Raw genomic sequence first — 21,641 nt, forward strand, 5'->3', positions numbered from 1 at the left:
CAAATAATGTCCGGACAAACCCAATCTGCCGTCGAGACCGCCGCGAAGGCGAGCAAGTCTTCCAAGAAGAAACCGCGTTACCTGGAACTGGCGGATGAATTGCGTGAAGAAGTTCTTCGTGGTGATTATCCTGACCCTGGTGATTTCCCCACGGAATCGGTGCTTTGCAAAAAGTTCAGAGTCAGCCGTTTCACCGTGCGCGAAGCTTTGCGCAAGCTGGCCTCCGAAGGGCTGATTGCTCGCAAGCGCGGTTCTGGCACCGTTGTCCAGCCTGCCACGGCCCGGGCTGGAGCACTCCATCAACCACTGAGCAATGTTGGCGAGATCCTCCAATATGCCCGTGATACGACAATTAGCTTTGAGAAGCTCGATCCGCAGGAAATTCCTGTCAAAATTGCAGAACAAATTGGAATAAGCCCGAAACGCAAATGGTTTGTTTTCCATGGGAAGCGGCTCAAGCCCGGACGCAAACGTCCGATTGCCGTTACAGTGGCCTGGGTCACGCCCGAGCTTGCCGATGCGGTCGGCAAAATCGATGTCGATGGCGCGACATTGTTTGGCCAGATTGAGGAACTTGGCAAGCTGACCGTGACCCGCGTAACGCAGGATATTCAGGCGATCGCGGCGTCCAGACATTTTGCCAGAGACTTGGGCATTGAAGAGAATGATCCGGTGCTGCGCATTTTGCGCTGCTATTATGACGAGACCGACCGTCTTTTCGAGATCTCGGCGAGCTATCACCCGGGCGAACGCTTTGCCTATTCGATGCATATTGAGGTGGACTGAACCGGCCCGGCTCATTCTCCCAGCTCCGGCGCATCGGCTGGCTGCCATTTTCCTTCGGAAGCAAAACGAAATGACGGGGCAATCTGGTGCTTGCCATCCACCTCCACCAGCAACCCGCGTTCGCGGACAAACGTCTGATCCAGCGCTTCGCGAAAATCCAGCACCGGAGCGAATGCCACGTCCTTGTCGGCAAACCAGTTCATCCAGTAAGCGCGGGTAAAGGTTGCGAAAGTGCCGCGCAGGAAGTCTGTCAGCGGCTGCTGTGGTTTTCCTGCATCCATCTCGGCCAGAGGCAGGAGATCCGTGCGGTCCAGCGCTGTAAGCAGGTTCTTTGCAAACTTCACCTCACGCGCGCCCAGGACGATATGTTTTCCATCCAACGTCCTGTAAACATTATACAAGGCCGCTCCGCCGAGCGAACGTTGCGCCTGCGAACGCGGCGCTTCTCCGCCTGCTATCGCCGAACCGGCAATATGCGCGCTCCACGGCAACATACTATCGAACATCGCAACATCAATATAATCGCCCGTGCCGGTTCTCTCCCGTCCGATCAGCGCCATCAGCACTGCCGACAGGCCGTTAAGGCCAGCCGCCATATCTGCCGATGGCACACCGGGAACCACCGGCATCCCGTCTGGTCCATCGTTCACCGAGAGAAACCCCGTCAGCGCCTGCACCGCCAGATCATGCGCAGGATGATGCGCCATTTCACCGTCTTGCCCAAAGGCGGAAATCGAGCAATATACAATTTTGGGATTGTGCGCCGAAACGGCATCATAATCAAAACCCAGCCGCTTCATGACGCCGGGCCGAAAACCTTCGATCATCACATCGGCTTGTTCGAGCAATGCCCAGAGCTGGTCGCGGCCTTGATCTGATTTGAGATCCAGCGCGAGCGATTGCTTGCCGCGATTAAGATTGCGGAACCAGACGGATTGTCCTGCTTCCATTGGCTCCATCAGCCGCGCTGGGTCGCCTGCTGGCGGCTCGATCTTGATCACGTCCGCGCCATGATCCGCCATCATCATCGTCAGCATTGGCCCCGGCAAAAAGAGCGAGAGATCGATAACCTTTATGCCAGAAAGCTTGCCCATTGATACTCAGACGACGCCTTTGGATCGCAGGTCGCCGATGGCATCGGCGCTATATCCTAGTTCACCCAGAATATCGTCGCTATCCTGACCGAGCAGCGGGCCGGCTCTATTGGGCAAACGTTCGCCGTTGACCTTGATCGGGCTTGATAGCACATCCATTTCCGGGCGATCAGGGTGGCTGATGGTATCGCGCATTCCAATGGTATCAAGCCACGGATTGTCAAGCGCCTGATCCAGACCATGGACCGGCGCAATCGGCATCAAACCCTGCAACAGGTCAAGCCAATATTGCACCGGATGCCGGATAAAGATATCATCCAGTATCTTCCCGAGTTCCGCTCGGTGGGTCAGCCGGTTGGGCGCTGTGTCAAACCGCAGATCGTCGATCAGTTCACTATGGCCGATCTTGTCGCATAATATCGGCCAGAATTTCGGAATTTGCGCCATCACGAACATCCAGCCATCGGCAGCTTTGAACATTTGGCTTGGTGTGGCGGAAGGATGGGCGCCGCGAGGGATGCGCTGCGTCACGTCATTCTCATTCATATACCACAACGCTGGATAGCTGGTCTGGTGCACCGCTGCCGAAAGCAGATCAACATCGATATCGCAACCTTCTCCTGATCTCTGCGCATCCAGTAAAGCCGCCAGCAAACCAACGGCCATTTGCGTGCCGGACATAAAATCCACCATCGAAAGACCAAAGCGAACCGGCGGGCCATCAGGCTCACCGGTCAGTGCACAAAAACCGGCTTCCGCTTGCATCAGATAATCATAACCCGGCCATTTGGCGCGCTCATTGTCACGGCCATAGGCTGATACATGCGCGCAAACGATTGAGGGATTCACATCCTTCAGACTGGCATAATCGAGACCAATTTTCGCTGGAACGTCGCCGCGCAAATTATTGGCCATAACGTGCGCGTCCTTCGCCAGTCGATGCAATATTTCGCGTCCTTCATCGGAGCGCAGATCAAGCGTTAGTGAGCGCTTGTTGAGATTGAAGCTCTGAAAATAGAGACTTTCCTGCTCCCGAAGCCAATGCGGCCCGACATGGCGCGCCGTATCGCCGCCCTTGGGCGGTTCAATCTTGATAACATCCGCACCCAACTGCGCGAGGAACATGGTGCCGTAAGGGCCGGCACCATATTGCTCTGCAGAAAGGACGCGAAAGCCTTTGAGAGGTTGCTTTGCCTTGTTCAATTTTTGGCTCATGCCGGGTTCTGCTTAACCCATTGCTTGGAAATAATCATCCGCTGCATTTCATTGGTGCCCTCGCCGATACACATCAGCAGCGCATCGCGGTAAAAGCGCTCAATCTCATATTCCTTGGAATAGGCGTAGCCACCATGGATGCGCATGGCTTCTTCCGAATTCCGAACGGCCGATTCAGAAGCGAAATATTTCGCCATGCCGGCCTGCATATCACAGCGCTCGCCCCGATCATAAGTTTCGGCTGCATCCGTCGTCAGCAGTTCTGATGCCCTGGCGCGCGTGACCATTTCGCCTAGCTTGAGCTGAATTGCCTGATGCTCGCAAATCGGCTTACCCATAGTTTCGCGCAGCTGCGCATATTCCGTTGCAAGCCGCAGCGAACCCTTTGCCAGCCCGACGCCACGTGCGGCTACATTGATACGGCCCAGTTCCAATCCGCCAGTAGCCTGGAAAAAGCCTTTGCCTTCCACGCCGCCGATCAGGTTTGTTGCAGGAATGCGGTAATTATCAAACACCAGCTCGGCGCTATCAATGCCTTTATAGCCCAGTTTTTCGAATTTCTTGCCGACCGTAAAGCCCTCGCCTTTTGGCGCGATCATCAGGCTCATGCCCTTGTAGCGTGGCTCGGCTTTGGGATCGGTTTTAACCAGCAGCGCAAAACACTGTCCCTTGATGCCATTGGAAATCCAGGTCTTGGTGCCGTTGATGACATAGTCATCGCCATCCCGAACCGCGACCGTGCGGATCGCTTGTAAATCGGTTCCGGCATTGGGCTCCGTCAACGCCAATCCGCCACGTATTTCACCGGTTGCAAATTTCGGTAACCATTCCAGCTTCTGCTCTTCGGTGCCAAACCGTTCAACCGCTGCGGCCATGATCAGGTGCGAATTGAAGATGCCGGTAATCGCCATCCAGTAAGAGGATATATAAGTCACAATCTTCGCATAGGTTGTCGCTGGCAGACCGAGCCCGCCATACTCCTGACCGATGGTTGCGCCAAATAGACCCATTTCAGCCATTTGGCCGACGAGTTTTTCTGGCCAGATATCGCCATGATCATGCTCCATGACCACCGGTCTGACTTCGCCCTCAACCCATTTTTCGATCGCATCCATGAACGCCCGTTCATCGTCGGGATCGATTGTCCCGGGGATAAATTCTTCAGTTGGCACCTGTACTGTACTAGCCGCTGAACTGGCCATAGTCTTACTCCTGCAAGTCAATTTTTGTCCGCATCATAGCGGCGGTATCGTTCTTGAACTTTTCTAGTCGTCGGCATTGCCGAAACCGCGCTTCCAGATCAGCATTGTCCGCTCAAATGTGCACACAATGTCATCATGCTGGTTTTTACCAATAGTTTTGATCGTCACAATTCCTTGCTCAGGTCGTGATGAAGACTCGCGCTTTTCCAGTACTTCGCTTTCAGCATAAAGCGTATCGCCCGGGAACATAGGCTTGGTCATCTTGATCTTGTCCCAACCCAGGTTGGCAACCGCCTTCTGGCTGGTATCTGAAACGCTCATGCCGACCATCAATGCAACGGTCAAAGGCGAACAGATAAGCGGTTTCTTGAATTCGGTGTTCTTGGCAAATTCATAATCAAAATGCACCGGATGCGTATTCATTGTCAGCAACGTGAAATGCACATTGTCGGTATCGGTAATCGTCCGGCCGGGACGGTGCTCATAGATATGTCCCACTTCGAAATCTTCAAAATAACGGCCAAACGTTTCCCGGAACCGACCCGGGCTAACTTCAATTACTCCATCACGCATATCTTTTTCCCTTAATAATCAATTTCAAACTCAAATTACGCCGCAGCAACAATCTTGCGATATCGTGCCATGACCGGCGCTTCCAGCATACGGCCATTATGACTAATCGCACGGCGGCCAGCGGCTTCAAATGCCGCTATCGCATCACGCGCTTCTGCAATTTCTGCCTCACTCGGCTTCATCGCCGTCTGAATTGCCGATAGTTGTTTCGGGTGAATGGCCGCCTTGGCGTGGAAACCCAAAGCCTTGGCGCGGGCGCATTCCTCGGCAAGTCCGGCTTCGTTGCCCATATCAATATACGGCACATCAACGGCCATGACTTGAGCAGACGCGCAGCACATTATAAAAGAACCCCGCGCTGCAAGCAGCGGCTCCCATTCCAGTTTTATTCCCAGTTCGGAGGAAAAATCACCGCCACCAAACATCATCGCGGTCACGCCATCGCTTGCTGCGATCGCGTCCCCGTTTCGCAGACCCTTCACCGTCTCGATGAGCGGTACCAACCCATCCACGCTGTCACCCAATAGGGACCGAACGATTTCAACTTCGCTGGCACTTTCGACCATGGGGATAAATATAAGCGACGGAAGAACCTCCGCAGATGACGCAGATGACGCAGATGACAATGCCAGAAGATCTTTGAGACCGGCCAAAGTTTTTAGTCCGTTGATCCGGACAGCGGTTTTTGAGCGATCCAATTTGACCAAAGCGTCCAGTACACACGCGCGCGCTTCATCCTTTTGATCTGGCGGCACCGAGTCCTCCAGATCAATGCAAATCAGATCAGCACCGCTGGAAGCCGACTTTTCAAAACGTTCCGGGCGACTCGCCGGCACAAAAAGAAAGTTGGTAAAACTGGTCATATTGTCCTTATCTGCGGCCTATTCGTGGAAATTACAAATTGCCTCTTCACAATTTGTCCGGACAAATCTAAAGTCAACCGGAAATTGAAAATAAATGTAGTTTATTGCAAGGAGATTCGGGATATGAAACGGTTTTTAACAACTGGTTGCGCTGCGGCTACGGCAATAGCGATGACCGCGAGTGCATCGGTTGCTGCACGCACATTGGACCCAACCAAAGCCGAAGATGCGCTGGAGATATCCAAACGGGTCCAATGCGGCGTGGCTGATGGCGTCCCGGCGGTTTATCACTGGTCAGGAAAAGTTTATTCGCGGGTTGAGGGCGAACCGGACCGCCATTTGTTCAATGGGGAAGGGATGAACATCCGGCAATGCGTGAAAATTACGGACCCCAAACGCGGAACAGGTTATCGGCAAGTGAGCCGAGAGGTGATGTTTTACCTCGATCCAGAGACGAACGAAGTTTTGCGGACATGGGAAAATCCATGGACCGGGGAAACCGTGAAAGTCATGCACATCGCCAATGATCCGGTTAATAGCCGACCGAACTACCCGTACTCGGAAGATGGAAAACCACACCAAATTTCAACGCTTCGGCGTCAGGGAAAGTGGCTATTCATGCCCTTTGAAGTGCCATTATTCTATCACAATGTTCTCGCCGGTGATTATCAGGATTATGTTGGAAATAAATATCACGCCATGGAAATCTTTGATTTTGCGATGCTCGCCGATGAAATGCTGGATACCAAAAACCCCACCGCCTATCCGACCGTCAGCTGGGTTCGCATTTCTGACTGGATGCCGTGGATGAAAATGCGCGGGCGGCAGGGCCAGATGGTCTTCAATGCGATGGGCGCAAAGCTGAAAAGCTACGATGAGCTGCCCAAGGTCATCAAAGACGAGATTGCGCTTAACCATCCGGAGTATAATAAGCCTCCGCCCGGAGATGATCCGCGTCCCAATGAAACCACGTGGACAGTGTTCAAGAAAATGGTCGACAAGGAGCGCGAAGCGGCGAAGAACAATAAATAGTCGCAAATGATCGGAAGAGTTTTCTCCCTTGGGGCCGGTGTAAAAACCGGCCTCTTTTTTTGACCTGCTTCCAATCAAGTCGGGTCCCGGTTTTTTATATAGCCGTCGCTATCCTCCGCTCATCACACAATGTCCGATTGAATAGCTTTCCATCCTTGAACCAGTGCCAGGTCCGGGCCCGGTGGTTTCCATCATCGCCCATACAGATTATTTCATAGAAATTGGCGCCAGGATCATCTTTCCGGTTCAGGTTGAGCAAGATCAGGCGAAATTCTGTTTCCCAGCTGCACCCGTCAAATCTATCGTTATCCCACCAGAGCTTTCCGTCACGTAACACGCCTTCCAGAGTAGCGCGATATTCCCGCCCGTCATCCCAAGTGAAATGATTTTTCTGGATATAGGCAAGCGGTCCATCATTGGGGAAAATACACTCGACCCGCGCCCTGTGGCGATCAACTTCGACATTATCTTCATCGACGTGGCGGTAAACGCCTTCCCAGATCCCGGCATGTTTCAGCATGGCTGGCATAATCTCCACCAACATAGGCTTGTGCTTCACGTCCATATTCCACTTCCCGAAACAGAAATACCAAATGCCGCTTAGTCGAGTTAGTTTGAGGCGACTAACAACCAATGTTGGACTTTGCACGTCCAATGATTGTATCTGAATGGCAAAAGAGGAGCAGCCATGAAAGAACCAAACCTCAGAGCCCGCTTTATCAAACCCTCGATGGACCCGCAGAAACTGATGCATTTCCTGTCAGTGTACGACACAGGGAGCTTCCCCCGCGCCGCACAGGGCAACGATGTAAGCCAGCAAGCGGTAACGATAAGCTTAACACGCTGCACCTCCACAACACCCGGGACTAGGGCTCGCCAATGTCATGGCCGGTCTCGAAGAAGGCATAACCACGTTTGACGCGTCGCTCGGCGGTCTCGGCGGTTGCCCGTTCGCGCCTGGTGCATCGGGCAATATCGTCACCGAAGATCTCGTGTTCATGCTGGAAGCCATGGGCATCAATACCGGCATTAATCTCGAAAAACTCCTGAAAGTGCGGGAGATTATTGCAGAGGCATTACCCGGCGAGCCTTTATACGGGTTTACGCCCGATGCTGGACTTCCATTGGGATTTTCACAAGCATCGCAGAAAGCGGCGGCATGACTCAACCAACCCCATTGGCTGGTTTAAAGGTTATTGAATTTACCCATATGGTTATGGGACCAGCAGTCGGCGCGATCCTTGCCTCGCTCGGCGCAGAGGTGGTCCGGGTGGAACCGATTGGCGGTGATCGTACCCGCAATCTGGTTGGCTCGGGCTCTGGTTATTTCCCGATGTATAACCGCCACAAGCAAAGCATATCGGTCAACCTCAAAGACCCGGACGGGTTGGAAGTGGCGAAAAAACTGGTAGCGGGCGCAGACATTTTGGTCGAAAATTACCGCCCCGGCGCGATGGACAGGCTTGGGCTAGGATATGAAGCGCTTTCCAAAGACAATGAACGCCTGATCTACGCATCCGAAAAAGGTTTCCTCCCCGGGCCTTATGAAAACCGCACCGCGCTGGACGAAGTCGCCCAGATGATGGGCGGCCTTGCCTATATGACCGGCCCTCCCGGCCAACCATTACGCGCGGGCTCCAGCGTTATCGATGTCACTGGCGGAATGTTCGGCGTTATTGCAATCTTGGCTGCTGTCGAAGAACGCCACCGTACAGGCAAAGGCCAGAGGGTACAAAGCTCGCTATTTGAGACGACAATCTATCTCATTGGTCAGCATATGGCGCAGATGGCGGTGACCGGCAAAGCCGCTGACCCGATGCCTGCACGGATTTCTGCCTGGGCCATTTACGATGTTTTCCAGACGCAAGACGATCCGATTTTTATCGGCGTTGTTACGGACGCATTGTGGGAGAAATTCTGCAAGCTGTTTGCGCTGGACGAGCTTTGGGCGGACGAAAGCATCCGAGAAAACAACAACCGCGTTGCCGCGCGCGACCGGATCATGCCACAAATTCGCGAGCTGGTTTTAGCCTACAAACGCGATGAGCTGATTGCCAAGCTGGAAGGCACTGGTTTGCCTTTTGCTCCCATCGCGCGGCCGGAAGATATGTTTGATGATCCTCATCTCAATGCCAGCGGCGGGCTCGAAGAGGTGACCATGGCGGACGGCAGCAAGACCAAACTTCCCGCGCTGCCGATTGAGATGAGCGGCGCGCGGCTCAACGCGCCGGACACCCTTCCCGAGACCGGCGCACATACGGATATGTTGCTCACCGGTCTAGGGTTTGATCAGGATGCTATCGCGCGCCTCCGGACAAGCGGTTCCGTCGGTTAATCAAACCCCCTTTTGTGGGCACATCAGATATTTTTCACCGGTCGTCTTGGCATTATATTGCCGCGCCATGTCCGAATCCAGCGCCTCAGCCAGGCTCAGCTCCTGCGTGTAGCTGCTGGCAAAAGTGGTTTTCAGTTCGCGCGCAACACGGGCGCGCATTTCATTGCCTTTATCCTGTCCGACTTTGGCGAGGAAATTCGGGAGCAAGAATCCACCCACGCCCCAAGCCATGCCGTAAGCGCGGTTCAAGGTGGTCGGCGAGAAATCCAGACTGCCGTAGAGATAAACCTGCTTGTGATGGGTCGAGCCATAGATACTATATTGCGAAGGCGTGCGCGCGGCAGCCTGCTCCATTGCCGTGAGAATATTGCTGGCTGTATCACCACCGCCGATGGCGTCAAATGCAATGGTTGCACCGGTTTCATGCAGCGCATCGGTGAGATCCGCCATGAAGCTGTCCGAACTGCTATCGCAGATATATTTTGCGCCAATGCCTTTTAAGATATCGGCTTGTTCTTGCTTGCGCACGATGTTCACCAGATCAACACCGTCGGCGATGCAGATTTTATTGAGCATCTGACCCAGATTGGAAGCCGCAGCCGTATGCACCAGCGCGGTGTGACCTTCCATCTTCATCGTTTCGACCATAGCAAGCGCGGTAAGCGGATTAACGAAACAGGATGCGCCATCTTTCGCCGTTGCATCATCGGGCAGTGGCAAACACATCATCGCCGGAACCACGCGATATTGCGCGTACATCCCGCCGCCCAAAATGGCGACTGTCTTGCCCACAAGCGCCTGAGCAGCATCGCTCGAGCCCGCCTCCACAACGACGCCAGCGCCCTCATTGCCGACTGTCAGGGCCTGGCCAACACGCGCCTTGAAGCGCGCCATGTGCGCAGGTGCCACGGGAGCGGACAAAACGCGGTCAGCACCATCGCCACTTGATGTTGCTTTGCCAACATCAGCGGGGCCAAACATGACACCGTGATCAGAAGGATTGATCGGCGAGGCTTCCATCCGTACCAGCACTTCGCCCTCTGCCGGAGCCGGAAAATCGACCTTGGCCAGCGCCAGTTCTAAAGTGCCATTTTCGTGAAGGGTGGATTGCATTTGAAGGCCGGTGGTCATGTTCGTCTCTCCGCTATTATAGGTTGCGTTTTACAACCTCTAATATCGGCCTAAGCGGATTCGCTGTCAGCGTCCACCCGTTACGTACAAACATTGCCCCGTAACCCAACTCGATGCGGGAGAGGCCATGTATATCGCGGCGGCTGCAATATCTTCTTCCGTGCCATAGCGTTGCAAAGGTATCTGCATCATCTTGAGCAATTGCTGGCGTTGCTCTTCGGTTTCAGTACCCATGCAATCATCAAAATTCTCCGTCGGCACGGGGCCGGGAGCCACTGCATTGACGCGGATTTTTGGCGCAAGTTCCATCGCCAAGGTGCTGGTCAGGCTGTTAACACCCGCCTTGGCTGCGCCATAGGGGCCATTTTTCGGTTGCCCGCCCATTGCCGCGCGCGAGGATGTGTTTATTATTACGCCGCCATCTTCACCCATATATTTGGTGGCGACTACTGCCCCCATCCAGACACCTTTGAGATTGAGATTAATCTGCGCATCCCACTCCGCTTCCGACGTGCGCGTGAGATAACGTGGCTGGCCATCGGGAATGCCGCCTGCATTGCTCACCCAGATCGTGACTTTGCCGAGTTGATCAACCGTGGCCTTCGCGAGGTTTTCCAGTGCATCCACGTTTGTTGCGTCCGTCGGTACGGCAATTGCTTTTCGGCCCATCGCCTGGATTTCTGCCACCAGACTTTCCAGATCACCGGCCGTGCGCGCTGCCACCGCGACATCGGCTCCCGCTTCGGCAAAACCGAGAGCAATCGCCCGGCCAATGCCTTTGCCCGCACCGACGACGACCGCCACTTGACCATCCAGCTTGAAATTATCCAATATGCCCATAGCCTCAAATCCTTCTTTTCTATCTTTTTATATTCGCTTCTGCTCGCCAATAGTGGAAGCCTGCCCAGATGTTGAACAGCGCCAGAATCGCCAGCGCTTTTTGCAATGCGCTGGCCTCAAGGAGTTTATCTCCGCCAGCAAAATAATCAGATAGACCGCCGACAAAAACCGGCCCGATACCCAGGCCGATCAGCCCCGCGACCAAAAGATAGATCGCAACCGCCATAGCCCGAGTACGATCATTGGCCAGCGCCTGAATAGCAGCAAAACTCGGACCATAATAAAACGTCGCCCCAAAAGTTGGGAAAGCGAGCAAGGCAATCGCAACATTCACATTATCAGCGTAAATCGCCCAAATCATGCCCGGGGCAGCGATCACCAGCATCAAGCCGCTCAATAGTAGCGGCAAGCGCGGATTGCCCTTGCCCAATATGTCGCCAATCTTTCCACCAAACCACGCGCCAAACCCGCCCGACAGACCAACCATTACACCCAATTTCCATCCGAGTTCACCATAGCCGATCCCATGCACGCGAACAAACAGACCGCCATAAAAACTGGCAAGCCCATAGGACACAAATTGCACCAGAACTCCGGCCGCGACCAAATGCCAATAAGCGGGTTTCGATGAGAGTTCCTTGAACGCATCCTTGAACGTAATTTCATTCGGTTTGGCTTTGAAAGCCGCTGATAACGGAATTTTCCCGCGCGGATCAGGAACCGTAAACCAGATAACGATCGCGATAATAATTCCGGGCAAACCGGCAATCAAAAATGCGGAACGCCAATCAAGGTTTTCGGTGATCCAGCCCCCGCCAGCATATGCCAGAAAGGCGCCAATCGGCACCGACATTCCCAATATGCCAAGCGCGCCCGAGCGCCGGTCTGGCGGAAATAAATCCGCAATTAAGGAATGGGATGCAGGAGCAGAGCCAGCTTCGCCGATACCGACCCCGACACGCGCCAAAAACAACTGGATGAAATTAGCCGACAAACCGCAAGCCACAGTCATCGCCGACCATGTCGCGATTGCAATGGCGATGATCCTGCTGCGGTTCCAGCGATCGGCCAGAGCGGCGACAGGGATCGCCAAAGTCGTATAAAAAATCGCGAAAGACAAGCCGGTCATTAAACCAAGCTGGGTGTCCGTCAGGCCGAGATCCTGCTTGATCGGTTCCGCCACGATTGAAATAATCTGCCGGTCCAGAAAATTAAGCATGGTGACAACGAAAAGCACGCCAAGCGCATAATTGGTTTGTCGTGATGGCGCTGGTGAGCGAGTCACTTCCAAAGCGGGCTTGCCAGAGGCTGCGTCTTCCATGGATCCGCTATGCCATGCAGATGGATGCGTCGGGACCCTCTCTTTAATTAGGGTGTTGGTATGAATATCGGGTTCGGCCCGCGAGGCTCATCCCGAGTCTCTCGAAGGACGGCTATGATCTTGAACCATCCTTCGACAAACTCAGGGTGAGCGGAAAAATTCACGCCCTTTCAACTGCAAAATTCTAGAGAGATTGCCCGTCGTCCACAATAATATCGGAACCAGTCACGCAACGCGAGGCATCAGACGCGAAATAAAGCATCATCGCATCGAGCGAGGCGATATCCTGTAACCGGCGGCGATGAAAACCGGCAATTTGTGCCTTGCCGCCATCGGTATCATACCAGTCGCCCTGAATTTCGGTCGGGATATAGCCGGGATGGATGGTGTTGACATTCACACCTTGTCGCACCCATTCGCGCGCAAGATTGCGCGCAAGGTGGGTTACACCAGCCTTGCTTGCAGCATATACGCTATCGCCTTCGCCGGTGAGCCGCGATGTAATTGATCCAATGATTGTGATCCGCCCGTTTTCTTTCTCGCGGCTGCCACTGGCAATCAGCCGTTTTGCGCCTTCGCGAGCGACCAGATATACCCCCTTGAAATTGGTATCGAGCAAGGTTTGGACGCGATCTATCGCGACATCGGTCGAACGTCCCGTCGCAGCAACACCTGCATTCGCGACGATACTATGCACCGTTCCAAACCTCTCCTCAGCCGCGTCATATGCAGCGATTATCGAGGCTTCATCCGTGACGTCCAGCGGCACAGCTAGCGCCTTGCCACCCTGACGTTCAATCTTCGCGACCAATTCTGCCGTCCGGTCCGTCCGGCGTGCCCCAAGGACGATATTGGCTCCCGCCTTGGCAAATAATTCGGCAAAACGCGCACCAAGGCCAGATGATGCGCCAGCAACGAATGCAGTTCGTCCGGCAAGCGAGAAAGGGGTTTCCATATTCAGATATCTCCACAGTTACTAAAATCGAGCCTAGACGATCGCTACCCGCTCGGCCAATATCGCTTTGCATAGGGTTTCTCAAACGTTTCTCAAACAAGGGATAAATCATGATCGACACCTCTCTCGACTATAACGGCAAGATCGTTTGCGTAGTTGGCGGCTCAGCAGGAATTGGCAATGCGACCGCACAGGCCTTTCGAAAGTGTGGCGCAGAAGTCCACGTCACGGGCACGCGTGCCGATCACAGCGAGTATAAAATGGAAGATGGTTCCGATTTTGCAGGACTGACCTATCACCAATTGGATGCCGCCGATGATGGAGCGATCATCGCGCTTCGGCAGAAGTTTGAAAAATTGGACGTGCTGATCTGCTCTCAGGGTATGGTCATGTATAAACGTGCTGAGTTTGAACCGGAAAATTTCGCCAAGGTCATTCAAGTCAATTTAAACAGCCTGATGACCTGTGCCGGACAATTTCACGATCTGCTAAAAGAAGCACAAGGCTCGTTGATCATCATCAGTTCGACCGCCGCTTTTCATGCGACAGTGGGTAACCCTGCCTATAACGCTTCCAAAACGGGCGCGATGGGTCTCACTCGCACCTTGGGCAAGGCCTGGGCACCCGATGGTATACGTGTCAACGGCATTGCGCCCGGGCTGATCGCGACCAAAATGACCAAGGTGACGACAGAACATCCCAAACGGCGCGAGGCGACAATTCGCTCGATACCGGTCGGGCGGATTGGCGACCCGGATGATATGGCGGGTCTGTCGCTGTTTCTTTGTTCGCCGCTGGCTAGCTATATTGTCGGACAGACAATAATCGCAGACGGTGGTTTACTGCTGTAGATCAGACTTTGGCCAATCCGGAATTGACAGCCTTGCCGGTCCACCAGAACAGAAACGTCGCTATGGCCAGACTAAAAACGACCGTCACAATCACCGCATAGCTGAGCGACATAGTGCCATAGGCATCCGCCCAATTGTCGCTCATCAGCCCGATTAGCGCCGGGCCAATGCCGTAGCCGAGCAGGTTGATCGACAAGCTGCTGATTGATGATGCCGTGCCGCGTTCTGTCGGCAGGACCGCTGATTGCACCATGGAGATGGCTGCGCCTTGCGTCGAAACCAGGAGGACATAGCCGCTAATATATAGAAAGAGAGTCATTTCGAGACTGTCAGATAAAAGGCAGAGGGTCCAGAACGGCAAGACCAGCAGCACCGCAACGCTGCAATACCAAGGTCGCCATTTCGGGTTTTTCTTCGCCAGATAATCGGCGAGAAAACCCCCCAAGATCATTCCGGGCACACCGCCAAAAAACAAAACCGTACCCAGATAAACACCCACTTCTCCTGAGCCGACGTCAAAATTGCGCATCAGCATGGGGGCCAGCCAGATCGCAAAAGCGAAGGAAGGAATATTGGTGAAGGAATTGGCCAGTACGACGCGGAAGAAAACACTGTTGGTCCACAACGAGCCCATTGTGGTCATGAAAGGCTCTTGTTTTTCCGCTCCCTTGTCTGCCCCGGTTGGCTTCGCTTCGGGCGTGAAATAGCGGCCGCGTTTCGGTTCCCGGATCGTGAGAAAGAGGATGATACCCAGCAGTATTCCCGGCACCCCCAGAATAACGAACGTCCAGCGCCAGCCATAGGCTTCTGCGATCAGACCACCGGCCATATAGCCCAGCACCGGCCCCAACACGGCACCTACGGCGAATATCCCCATGGCCCGCGACAGTTCGTGCGGCGCGAAATAGTCGGTGATAATCGAAACCGACGGCGGGCCGCCGCCCGCTTCTCCGACACCGACACCCAGACGCGCCAGAAGCAATGTCCAGAATCCCAACGCCGCGCCGCACAAGGCTGACATCAGGCTCCACAGCGCTAAAGCAATGGCGACCATGTTCTTCCTGTTCGTCCGATCCGCCAGTCGCCCGGCCGGAACGCCCAAAATCAGATAGAAAACTGTAAAGGCGGTCCCTGCAAGCAAGCCAATTTGTGTATCGCTCAACACAAATTCAGCTTTGATATCCTCAATCAGGATCGACATCACCAACCGATCGGCGATGTTGAACATGAAAGTCAGCATCAGCAAGACCAAAACATAATAGCGGTAGACACCACCAGATGTCCGACCATCGCTTACCATGATGTCTTGTCGCATCATAACATCGCGCATCCCCTCCAAGAGATACTGACAGATGTAGACAGAAAAAAAGGGCAGAGCCAGCGGCTCCGCCCTCGCTTTAGTGATAGGGTGAAGGCCGACCTCCTGTCCGCTGATCCTGAGCCTGTCGAAGGACTGGTTGCCTCAAAGAGACTGACTTCGACAAGCTCAGCCCGAACGGTAATACCGCCAGCGCTAGATTATGCCGCGCTCAGTTTGATATGCCGCCTCATGTGATGGTCAACGCTACCAAACTCGCCTTCAATGATCGAAAGCCGTTTGAAGTAGCTGCCTACTGCCAACTCGTCCGTCATACCCATACCGCCGTGAGTCTGGATTGCCGACTGGCCAACGAAGCGTGCCGCTTGGCCAATGCGAACCTTTGCAGCAGATACGTTCTTCTTGCGGGTCGCTTCATCTTCATCGAGTTTGATTGTCGCCAGATACATCATCGAAACCGACTGCTCATGCTCCATCAGCATATCGGCCATGCGATGCTGCAATACCTGAAATGAACCAATCGGCGTGCCAAATTGCTTCCGCTGGCGCGAATAATCCAGCGTCATGGCATTGGTCACTTGCATTACGCCTGCTGCTTCGGCGCAGACTGCGGCAGTGGCTTCATCAACCACTTTTTCGATCAGCGGCAGGCCATTGTCAGCTTCACCAATCAGCGCATCGCTGGAGACTTTAACATTCTCGAAATAGACTTCAGACGCGCGGCGGCCATCAACCGTGCCATAGTCGCGCTGACTCACGCCGTCGGCATCGCGCGCCACAACAAAGACAGAGACACCGGCAGCATCGCGCTGGTCTCCGGAAGTCCGCGCCGTCACGACAAAATGCGTTGCCCAAGGCGCGCCGATCACGACCGCTTTATGGCCGTTGATGACATAATCGCTGCCGTCTTTCCTTGCGGTCGTTTGCAAGTCCGCCAGATCATAGCGACCGCGCGGTTCTGCGTAGGCAAAGGCAAAGATCATCTCGCCGGAAATAATCCCGCCGATATATTCTTCTTTCTGCTCTGCGCTGCCGCCATGTTTCAGAAAACCACCCGCACAGATAACGCTCGGGACAAACGGCTCGACCGCAAGTCCCTTGCCGAATTCTTCCATGATGATCATCGCTTCGGTCGCACCGCCAAAGCCGCCATCTTCTTCGCTGAAGGGCGCTGCGAGCATGCCCAACTCCGCCAATTGTGCCCAAAGCTCGGGACGCCAGCCGGCATCACTCTCAATCACGCTGCGGCGCGTATCCCAGTCATATTCTTCGCGGATCAAGCGCGAAATACCATCGCGCACCATGTTTTGTTCGTCGGTAAAATCGAAATCCATTTTGGTTTCCCCTGTGTCGGTCTGATTAAAGGCCGAGGATCATTTTGGTGATAATATTGCGCTGGATCTCGTTGGAGCCCCCGTAAATCGATGTTTTACGCATGTTGAAATAAGTTGGCGCTGCGTGATGCGCATAATCCGGTCCAATCGGAAAATCATTCGAACCATCATCCGGGAAGCTGCGGAAATCAGGCGTGCCATAATAGCCGACCGCTTCCAACGTCAGTTCGGTAATCCGCTGCTGGATTTCGGTGCCTTTGATTTTCAGCAAGGAGCTTTCCGGCCCCGGGCCTTTACCCGCCTGCTCGCCGGCCAGAGTCCGCAACTCGGTGATTTCCAGCGCCGCGAGATCAATCTCCAGCTGGCTGATTTTGCGCGCGAAACCCATATCCTCAATTAGCGGCTTGCCGTCGAGCATTTCGGATTTTGCAATTTCCTGCAACTTTTCTACGCCGCGCTTGGACCGGGCGACACCAGCAATGCCGGAACGCTCATGCGCAAGCAGGAATTTGGCATAGGTCCAGCCCTTATTCTCTTCACCGATCAGGTTTTTGGCCGGAACCCGCACATCGGTGAGCCAGACTTCGTTGACCTCATAGCCGCCGTCGATCAGCTTGATAGGGCGCACTTCAATGCCCGGTGTTTTCATATCAACCAGAATGAAGCTGATGCCCATTTGCGGTTTTGGTGCATCGGAATCGGTGCGACAGAGGAAGAAACCCCAATCGGCATGCTGGGCCAAGGTGGTCCAGGTTTTCTGGCCATTGAGAATATAATCATCGCCATCGCGAACAGCGGTTGTTTTCAGCGAAGCCAGATCGGAGCCGGCGCCGGGTTCTGAATAACCCTGACACCACCACACATCGCCGGACTTGATACCGGGGAGATGCTCTGCCTTTTGCTCTTCATTGCCAAATGTATAGATAACCGGTCCAACCATCGCCACACCAAAGGGCAGCGGCATGATCGTGTTAGCACGCGCATTTTCTTCACCCCAGATATAGCGTTGCGTCGGCGTCCAGCCGGTGCCGCCATATTCTGTTGGCCACGCCGGAACCGACCACCCCTTTTTGCCCAAAATTTTGTGCCAAGCGACCATGTCTTCCGGCGTGACTTCATCACGCAGGGCGTTCATATCGATATTTTTGGGATGATTATTTGCAATAAATTCACGCACTTCGTCACGAAATGCATTTTCTTCTACGGTGAACTCCAAGTTCATGGGGCGTCTCCTTTGGAAATTTGATCCTTGTTAATTTTGACCGGACTATACGCCGAAAATGGCCGGAAACAAGCAGTTTAACCGTCCAGTTAAAGTAACGTGCAAGGTGACGCTACGGCACGGCTGCGTCAATTCCATTCCTGGCCTGTCCCGACCTATTCCGAGCCGGAAAACTTGTCCTTGCGCCGCTTGCCGAATCTCATGCCGCGTTCCAGACGTGCCCTGAGCGCGGTATAATAAGCTTCAAGAAATAATCTCTCTTCGCCAGCGCCCGGTTCCCAGCCGATTTTTGTGCAGATTGACGCTGCGACGGTTTCAAGCGCGTCGTCGCTACCGGTGCGCAGTACGTTCTCCAATGTTTGCAATTCATATTCGCCGTAAACCGAAAGTTCCTCGTCGGAAAACTGGTATCGACCACCGGGATGGGAAGCATCGGCAGATTGCGCCGCGGCCGTGGGTGCGACAATATCTCCCAGCCCGCGTTTCACATTCTGGATCACCCAGGTTCCGGCAATAAGATCACCACCGCGCAGACGGTCTTTATTGAACAACGGAAACAACAGAAACATCAACACCCACAGAAACCCGGCCCAGGCAGCAAAGCTTGACATATTGCCTTGCGCACCACCGGCGGACAGAAACATCAGTGGCAGGAACAGCTCAACATCGCGCACAATATTACGCGCGATTACTGCCTCTGCCGACAGCCGCCCGCCATCACGTGCCGCAACGCGGATACCAACCGCTCGCTTTCCCCATGTCGCAGCCCGGTCACCCAATTCGAAATAGAGAAAATAGGCATTGCGCAACAGGAACATCGTGATGATCCAGATTATCGCCAGAAAGCCCAAAGGTCCGGACGGATCGACAGCACTATCACCCAGCGTTGTCCCCAATGCCCAAAGCACCAGCAGCCCGAGCAGGGTAATACCGACAATCATGCTGAGAATTATCACAATATCCAGTGCCAAAGCGCCTGCGCGCGCGCCCGCTGCCGCCACCGTCACATTGAGCGGTACGCCCTCGGGCGTAACCATGATGCGGTCGAGCTTGGGATTGGCCGAGCGCCGGATCCAGGGATCAGCTGCGGTGCTATCGGTCATATCACATCGCCTTTATGGCGCCTGCCAAAACCGCAGAAATAGATCAGCCAGAAGAGCATCATGCTGCCACCCACCGCATATCGCCCCGCGGTATTGTTAATCAGTTGCCGGGCATATCCCTCCAGCAATCCAGCGCAGATGAGCATGATGACCACCCCTGCCATCACCAGGGCGGCGCGTTTGCCCGCTGCGCTCGCCGCTGCCAGATGGGATTTGTTGCCCGGAAATGCGATGGATCGGCCCACGTGTATGCCCGCGGCCCCCGCCAGCAATATCGCGAATAGTTCCGTGGTCCCGTGGATCGAGAGCCAGCCAATGAAATCCACTGTCAGACTACGCTGGGCGAACACCCACAGCATCGCGCCAAGCAAAGCCATATTGTGTATCAGCAGCAAGATACTTGGCACTGCGAAAGCAAAACCAAGCGCAAAAGCGAGGATCGCAACTTGCGCGTTATTGCTGAACAGGAATGCCGCGAAAACGCCAAGGCCATCATTTTCTTCTGTGCCAAACAGTGTCTCGCGCAGTGCTGCCTCGGACGCGCCCGGCACCCGCGCATCAGCAAAACCGCCCGGCACCAGAGCGTAAAACCAGTCGCTATCGCTCGCGACGAGAATATAGCCGATCAGCGTTCCGGCAATCATGACAAATAGTGCGATCCAGATTTCCGGACCAATCGCCCGCACCGCTCGGCTCCATCCACCGCCAAAAAATTCCTTCAGCCAGCGACCAAAGCTGGTCTGGGTGCCATAGACCAGAAAATAGCTGCGCAGCGACAGGCCTTCGAGATAATCGATCAGTCCCGCATCAAGCGAGTTTTCCCGCGCTATGGAAAGACTCGAAAGCAAGGTGCGGTACAGCGTCGGCAGCGCCAGCACGTCTTCATCGGAGAGGCGTTTTGATTTGCCCTTCTCCATTTGGGTGACAATAGTTTCCAGCCGCGTCCAGTCCGCCTCGCGCTCCAGCCGGAACCGGTCACTGCGCAGCGCGGCGACCGCGATGTTGAGGTTTTCAGACGCGATATCGGTCACAATGCCCCCCGCCGCTTGATTTTGAGATAGCTGTTGATCAGCCGCGTGCCGATGACATCATGCGCGCCTTCAATGACATCTATGCCCATATGCTGGAGCCGGGTGACCACCATCTTCTTCTGGTCAAGCAAGCTTTGTGCAGTGACGCTGCGGCTGACATCCCGCGCAGTTTCAGGAACGCTATTGATAATTCCTGCTAGCTCCATGTCTTCCAGCACGACAAACAGCACCAGATGCTTGTCAATCAACCGCGCTGCTGCTTCAAGCATCAGATCCGCTGCCGTCGGGTCGGTAAAGTCGGTAAAAATAATGATCAACGAACGCCGCTTCAGCCGGCTTGCCAGTGTCGAGAGCGCTAATGTGTAATTGCTTTCCTGATGGCGGTAATCGATTGTCGCCGCCTCGCTCTGCAACCGATGAAAATTTCGACTACCGGCCAGAAACGGCGTCGAGAGTTCCGGCTTGGCGGCGAAACTGAACAGGCTGGTTTTGTCACCGGATTTGAGCGTGATGTAAGCGGTCAGCAAAGCTGCCGAGACGGCGCGATCAATGCGGGGCAGGCCATCAATCGGCTCGCACATCGCCGACCCGCTATCGAGCGCAAAAACAATCTGGTTGTTGCGCTCGGTATCATATTCCTTGGCGAGCAACTTGCTATGCCGCGCCGATCCCTTCCAGTCGATACTGCGCCGGTCCATGCCTGGTTGGTACTCTGCCAGCGCTTCAAACTCGCTACCCTCGCCGCGAAATTTACGCGCCAGCAAGCCGAAGATGGAATCGCGCAGGAACATCTGGACAGTCGGGCTGCGGACCGCTGAAATATTGGGCACAATCGCAACACTTTGCTCGCTCTGCTTTGTCGATTGCCGCCATGCAAGGCCAAGCGGCCCACGCCAGCGGAGCCATAGCCGATCGAGTTCCCCGGTGCCCCTGCGGATCGGATTGGCCACCGCCAGTCCAGAGAAATCACCGCTAGCCTTTGCAGCACGGTTCAATGCAAATTCTATCCTGCCATCTTCGGCGAGACGGCCATCAACTCCCAATTGCGCATCCACTGTGCGCGGGTTCATTACCCCGGAAAAGCTGGCACTGACTTGCATGTTCAGCGGTGCCCCGATTTCAGCCATTTTGGGCGCGATCAACTGTACTTCATCAAGCTTGGCCGCGATCAGTCCATCGAGCACAAGCAGCAAAATGAGCATCGCCGCCCAAGCCGCCCCAATGGCCCATAAGGCCGGGATGATAGCGGCGAGCAGCGCTGCAATAGGCGCGCCCAATGCAATCAAAACAACAGCGCGGCCAGTGGGATAAATCACCGGCCTATCCCGCTGATACCGAGACTGTTCGCCCGTTCGCCCGGAGCTTGTCGAAGGGCCGATGATGCACTGCCAGATGCTTCGACAAGCGCAGCGTGAACGGGGTGAAAAGCAAAAAA

21 protein-coding genes are annotated in these 21,641 nt (G+C 54.6%); 5 read left to right on the plus strand and 16 right to left on the minus strand.

Annotated elements, in window-relative coordinates; genetic code table 11:
- Positions 1-6 precede the first annotated feature (6 nt).
- Positions 7-786, plus strand: a complete 780-nt coding sequence (locus tag HF685_RS09475; RefSeq protein ID WP_168819554.1) for a GntR family transcriptional regulator — start codon at positions 7-9, stop codon at positions 784-786.
- 11 nt (positions 787-797) lie between these two features.
- Here the strand turns inward: HF685_RS09475 and HF685_RS09480 are convergent, their stop codons facing one another.
- The 5 genes from HF685_RS09480 to HF685_RS09500 all read right to left on the minus strand — a co-directional run bounded on the left by HF685_RS09480 (position 798) and on the right by HF685_RS09500 (position 5,733).
- Entirely contained in the window at positions 798-1,880 is a 1,083-nt protein-coding gene (locus HF685_RS09480) for a CaiB/BaiF CoA transferase family protein (protein ID WP_168819556.1), read from the minus strand.
- 6 nt (positions 1,881-1,886) lie between these two features.
- Positions 1,887-3,095 (minus strand): CaiB/BaiF CoA transferase family protein, encoded by a 1,209-nt coding sequence (locus HF685_RS09485; protein WP_168819558.1) that lies wholly within the window; start codon positions 3,093-3,095, stop codon positions 1,887-1,889.
- On the minus strand, positions 3,092-4,297 hold the full coding sequence (locus HF685_RS09490) for an acyl-CoA dehydrogenase family protein (RefSeq protein ID WP_168819560.1): 1,206 nt from the start codon (positions 4,295-4,297) through the stop codon (positions 3,092-3,094). The genes HF685_RS09485 and HF685_RS09490 overlap by 4 nt, the downstream gene beginning before the upstream one ends.
- A gap of 63 nt (positions 4,298-4,360) precedes the next feature.
- Positions 4,361-4,870, minus strand: a complete 510-nt coding sequence (locus HF685_RS09495; protein WP_168819561.1) for a MaoC family dehydratase — start codon at positions 4,868-4,870, stop codon at positions 4,361-4,363.
- A gap of 35 nt (positions 4,871-4,905) precedes the next feature.
- On the minus strand, positions 4,906-5,733 hold the full coding sequence (locus HF685_RS09500) for an HpcH/HpaI aldolase/citrate lyase family protein (protein WP_168819562.1): 828 nt from the start codon (positions 5,731-5,733) through the stop codon (positions 4,906-4,908).
- Between the two features lie 123 nt (positions 5,734-5,856).
- Here HF685_RS09500 and HF685_RS09505 point away from each other — a divergent pair, with 123 nt between their 5' ends.
- Positions 5,857-6,765, plus strand: a complete 909-nt coding sequence (locus HF685_RS09505; protein WP_168819563.1) for a DUF1838 family protein — start codon at positions 5,857-5,859, stop codon at positions 6,763-6,765.
- Positions 6,766-6,859: 94 nt separating this feature from the next.
- On the opposite strand, the gene HF685_RS09510 is transcribed toward HF685_RS09505, so the two are convergent.
- A complete protein-coding gene (locus HF685_RS09510) occupies positions 6,860-7,330 on the minus strand; it encodes a hypothetical protein (RefSeq protein WP_246218566.1) in 471 nt (156 codons plus the stop codon).
- 319 nt (positions 7,331-7,649) lie between these two features.
- On the opposite strand from HF685_RS09510, the gene HF685_RS09515 reads away from it, so the two are divergent.
- Both HF685_RS09515 and HF685_RS09520 read left to right on the plus strand, forming a co-directional pair.
- On the plus strand, positions 7,650-7,928 hold the full coding sequence (locus HF685_RS09515) for a beta/alpha barrel domain-containing protein (protein WP_343040041.1): 279 nt from the start codon (positions 7,650-7,652) through the stop codon (positions 7,926-7,928).
- Positions 7,925-9,100 carry a CaiB/BaiF CoA transferase family protein gene (locus HF685_RS09520; protein WP_168819564.1) on the plus strand — a complete coding sequence of 392 codons (1,176 nt, stop codon included), beginning with the start codon at positions 7,925-7,927 and terminating at the stop codon, positions 9,098-9,100. The genes HF685_RS09515 and HF685_RS09520 overlap by 4 nt, the downstream gene beginning before the upstream one ends.
- Here HF685_RS09520 and HF685_RS09525 read toward each other — a convergent pair whose 3' ends face one another.
- From HF685_RS09525 to HF685_RS09540, 4 genes are all read right to left on the minus strand, one after another.
- Positions 9,101-10,231 (minus strand): zinc-binding dehydrogenase, encoded by a 1,131-nt coding sequence (locus tag HF685_RS09525; protein ID WP_168819565.1) that lies wholly within the window; start codon positions 10,229-10,231, stop codon positions 9,101-9,103.
- A gap of 66 nt (positions 10,232-10,297) precedes the next feature.
- Positions 10,298-11,071 carry an SDR family NAD(P)-dependent oxidoreductase gene (locus tag HF685_RS09530; RefSeq protein ID WP_168819566.1) on the minus strand — a complete coding sequence of 258 codons (774 nt, stop codon included), beginning with the start codon at positions 11,069-11,071 and terminating at the stop codon, positions 10,298-10,300.
- Between the two features lie 19 nt (positions 11,072-11,090).
- Entirely contained in the window at positions 11,091-12,392 is a 1,302-nt protein-coding gene (locus HF685_RS09535; RefSeq protein WP_168819567.1) for a spinster family MFS transporter, read from the minus strand.
- A 184-nt stretch (positions 12,393-12,576) separates the two neighbouring features.
- On the minus strand, positions 12,577-13,347 hold the full coding sequence (locus HF685_RS09540) for an SDR family NAD(P)-dependent oxidoreductase (protein WP_168819569.1): 771 nt from the start codon (positions 13,345-13,347) through the stop codon (positions 12,577-12,579).
- A gap of 110 nt (positions 13,348-13,457) precedes the next feature.
- Here HF685_RS09540 and HF685_RS09545 point away from each other — a divergent pair, with 110 nt between their 5' ends.
- On the plus strand, positions 13,458-14,198 hold the full coding sequence (locus HF685_RS09545) for an SDR family NAD(P)-dependent oxidoreductase (RefSeq protein ID WP_425500156.1): 741 nt from the start codon (positions 13,458-13,460) through the stop codon (positions 14,196-14,198).
- Between the two features lies 1 nt (position 14,199).
- On the opposite strand, the gene HF685_RS09550 is transcribed toward HF685_RS09545, so the two are convergent.
- The 6 genes from HF685_RS09550 to HF685_RS09575 all read right to left on the minus strand — a co-directional run bounded on the left by HF685_RS09550 (position 14,200) and on the right by HF685_RS09575 (position 21,522).
- On the minus strand, positions 14,200-15,516 hold the full coding sequence (locus tag HF685_RS09550; RefSeq protein WP_168819571.1) for a spinster family MFS transporter: 1,317 nt from the start codon (positions 15,514-15,516) through the stop codon (positions 14,200-14,202).
- Positions 15,517-15,716: 200 nt separating this feature from the next.
- Positions 15,717-16,850 carry an acyl-CoA dehydrogenase family protein gene (locus HF685_RS09555; RefSeq protein WP_168819573.1) on the minus strand — a complete coding sequence of 378 codons (1,134 nt, stop codon included), beginning with the start codon at positions 16,848-16,850 and terminating at the stop codon, positions 15,717-15,719.
- A 25-nt stretch (positions 16,851-16,875) separates the two neighbouring features.
- Positions 16,876-18,072, minus strand: coding sequence for an acyl-CoA dehydrogenase family protein (locus HF685_RS09560; protein ID WP_168819575.1), 1,197 nt, complete (start codon positions 18,070-18,072; stop codon positions 16,876-16,878).
- A gap of 155 nt (positions 18,073-18,227) precedes the next feature.
- The gene (locus HF685_RS09565; protein ID WP_168819577.1) at positions 18,228-19,175 is read right to left on the minus strand and encodes an RDD family protein; all 948 of its coding nucleotides are present in this window, start codon (positions 19,173-19,175) and stop codon (positions 18,228-18,230) included.
- Positions 19,172-20,206, minus strand: coding sequence for a stage II sporulation protein M (locus HF685_RS09570; protein WP_246218567.1), 1,035 nt, complete (start codon positions 20,204-20,206; stop codon positions 19,172-19,174). Before HF685_RS09570 ends, HF685_RS09565 begins: the two co-directional genes overlap by 4 nt.
- Positions 20,203-21,522 carry a DUF58 domain-containing protein gene (locus HF685_RS09575; RefSeq protein WP_246218568.1) on the minus strand — a complete coding sequence of 440 codons (1,320 nt, stop codon included), beginning with the start codon at positions 21,520-21,522 and terminating at the stop codon, positions 20,203-20,205. The genes HF685_RS09570 and HF685_RS09575 overlap by 4 nt, the downstream gene beginning before the upstream one ends.
- Between the last annotated feature and the right edge of the window lie 119 nt (positions 21,523-21,641).

Source organism: Parasphingorhabdus halotolerans, from assembly GCF_012516475.1.
Lineage (GTDB): Bacteria > Pseudomonadota > Alphaproteobacteria > Sphingomonadales > Sphingomonadaceae > Parasphingorhabdus > Parasphingorhabdus halotolerans.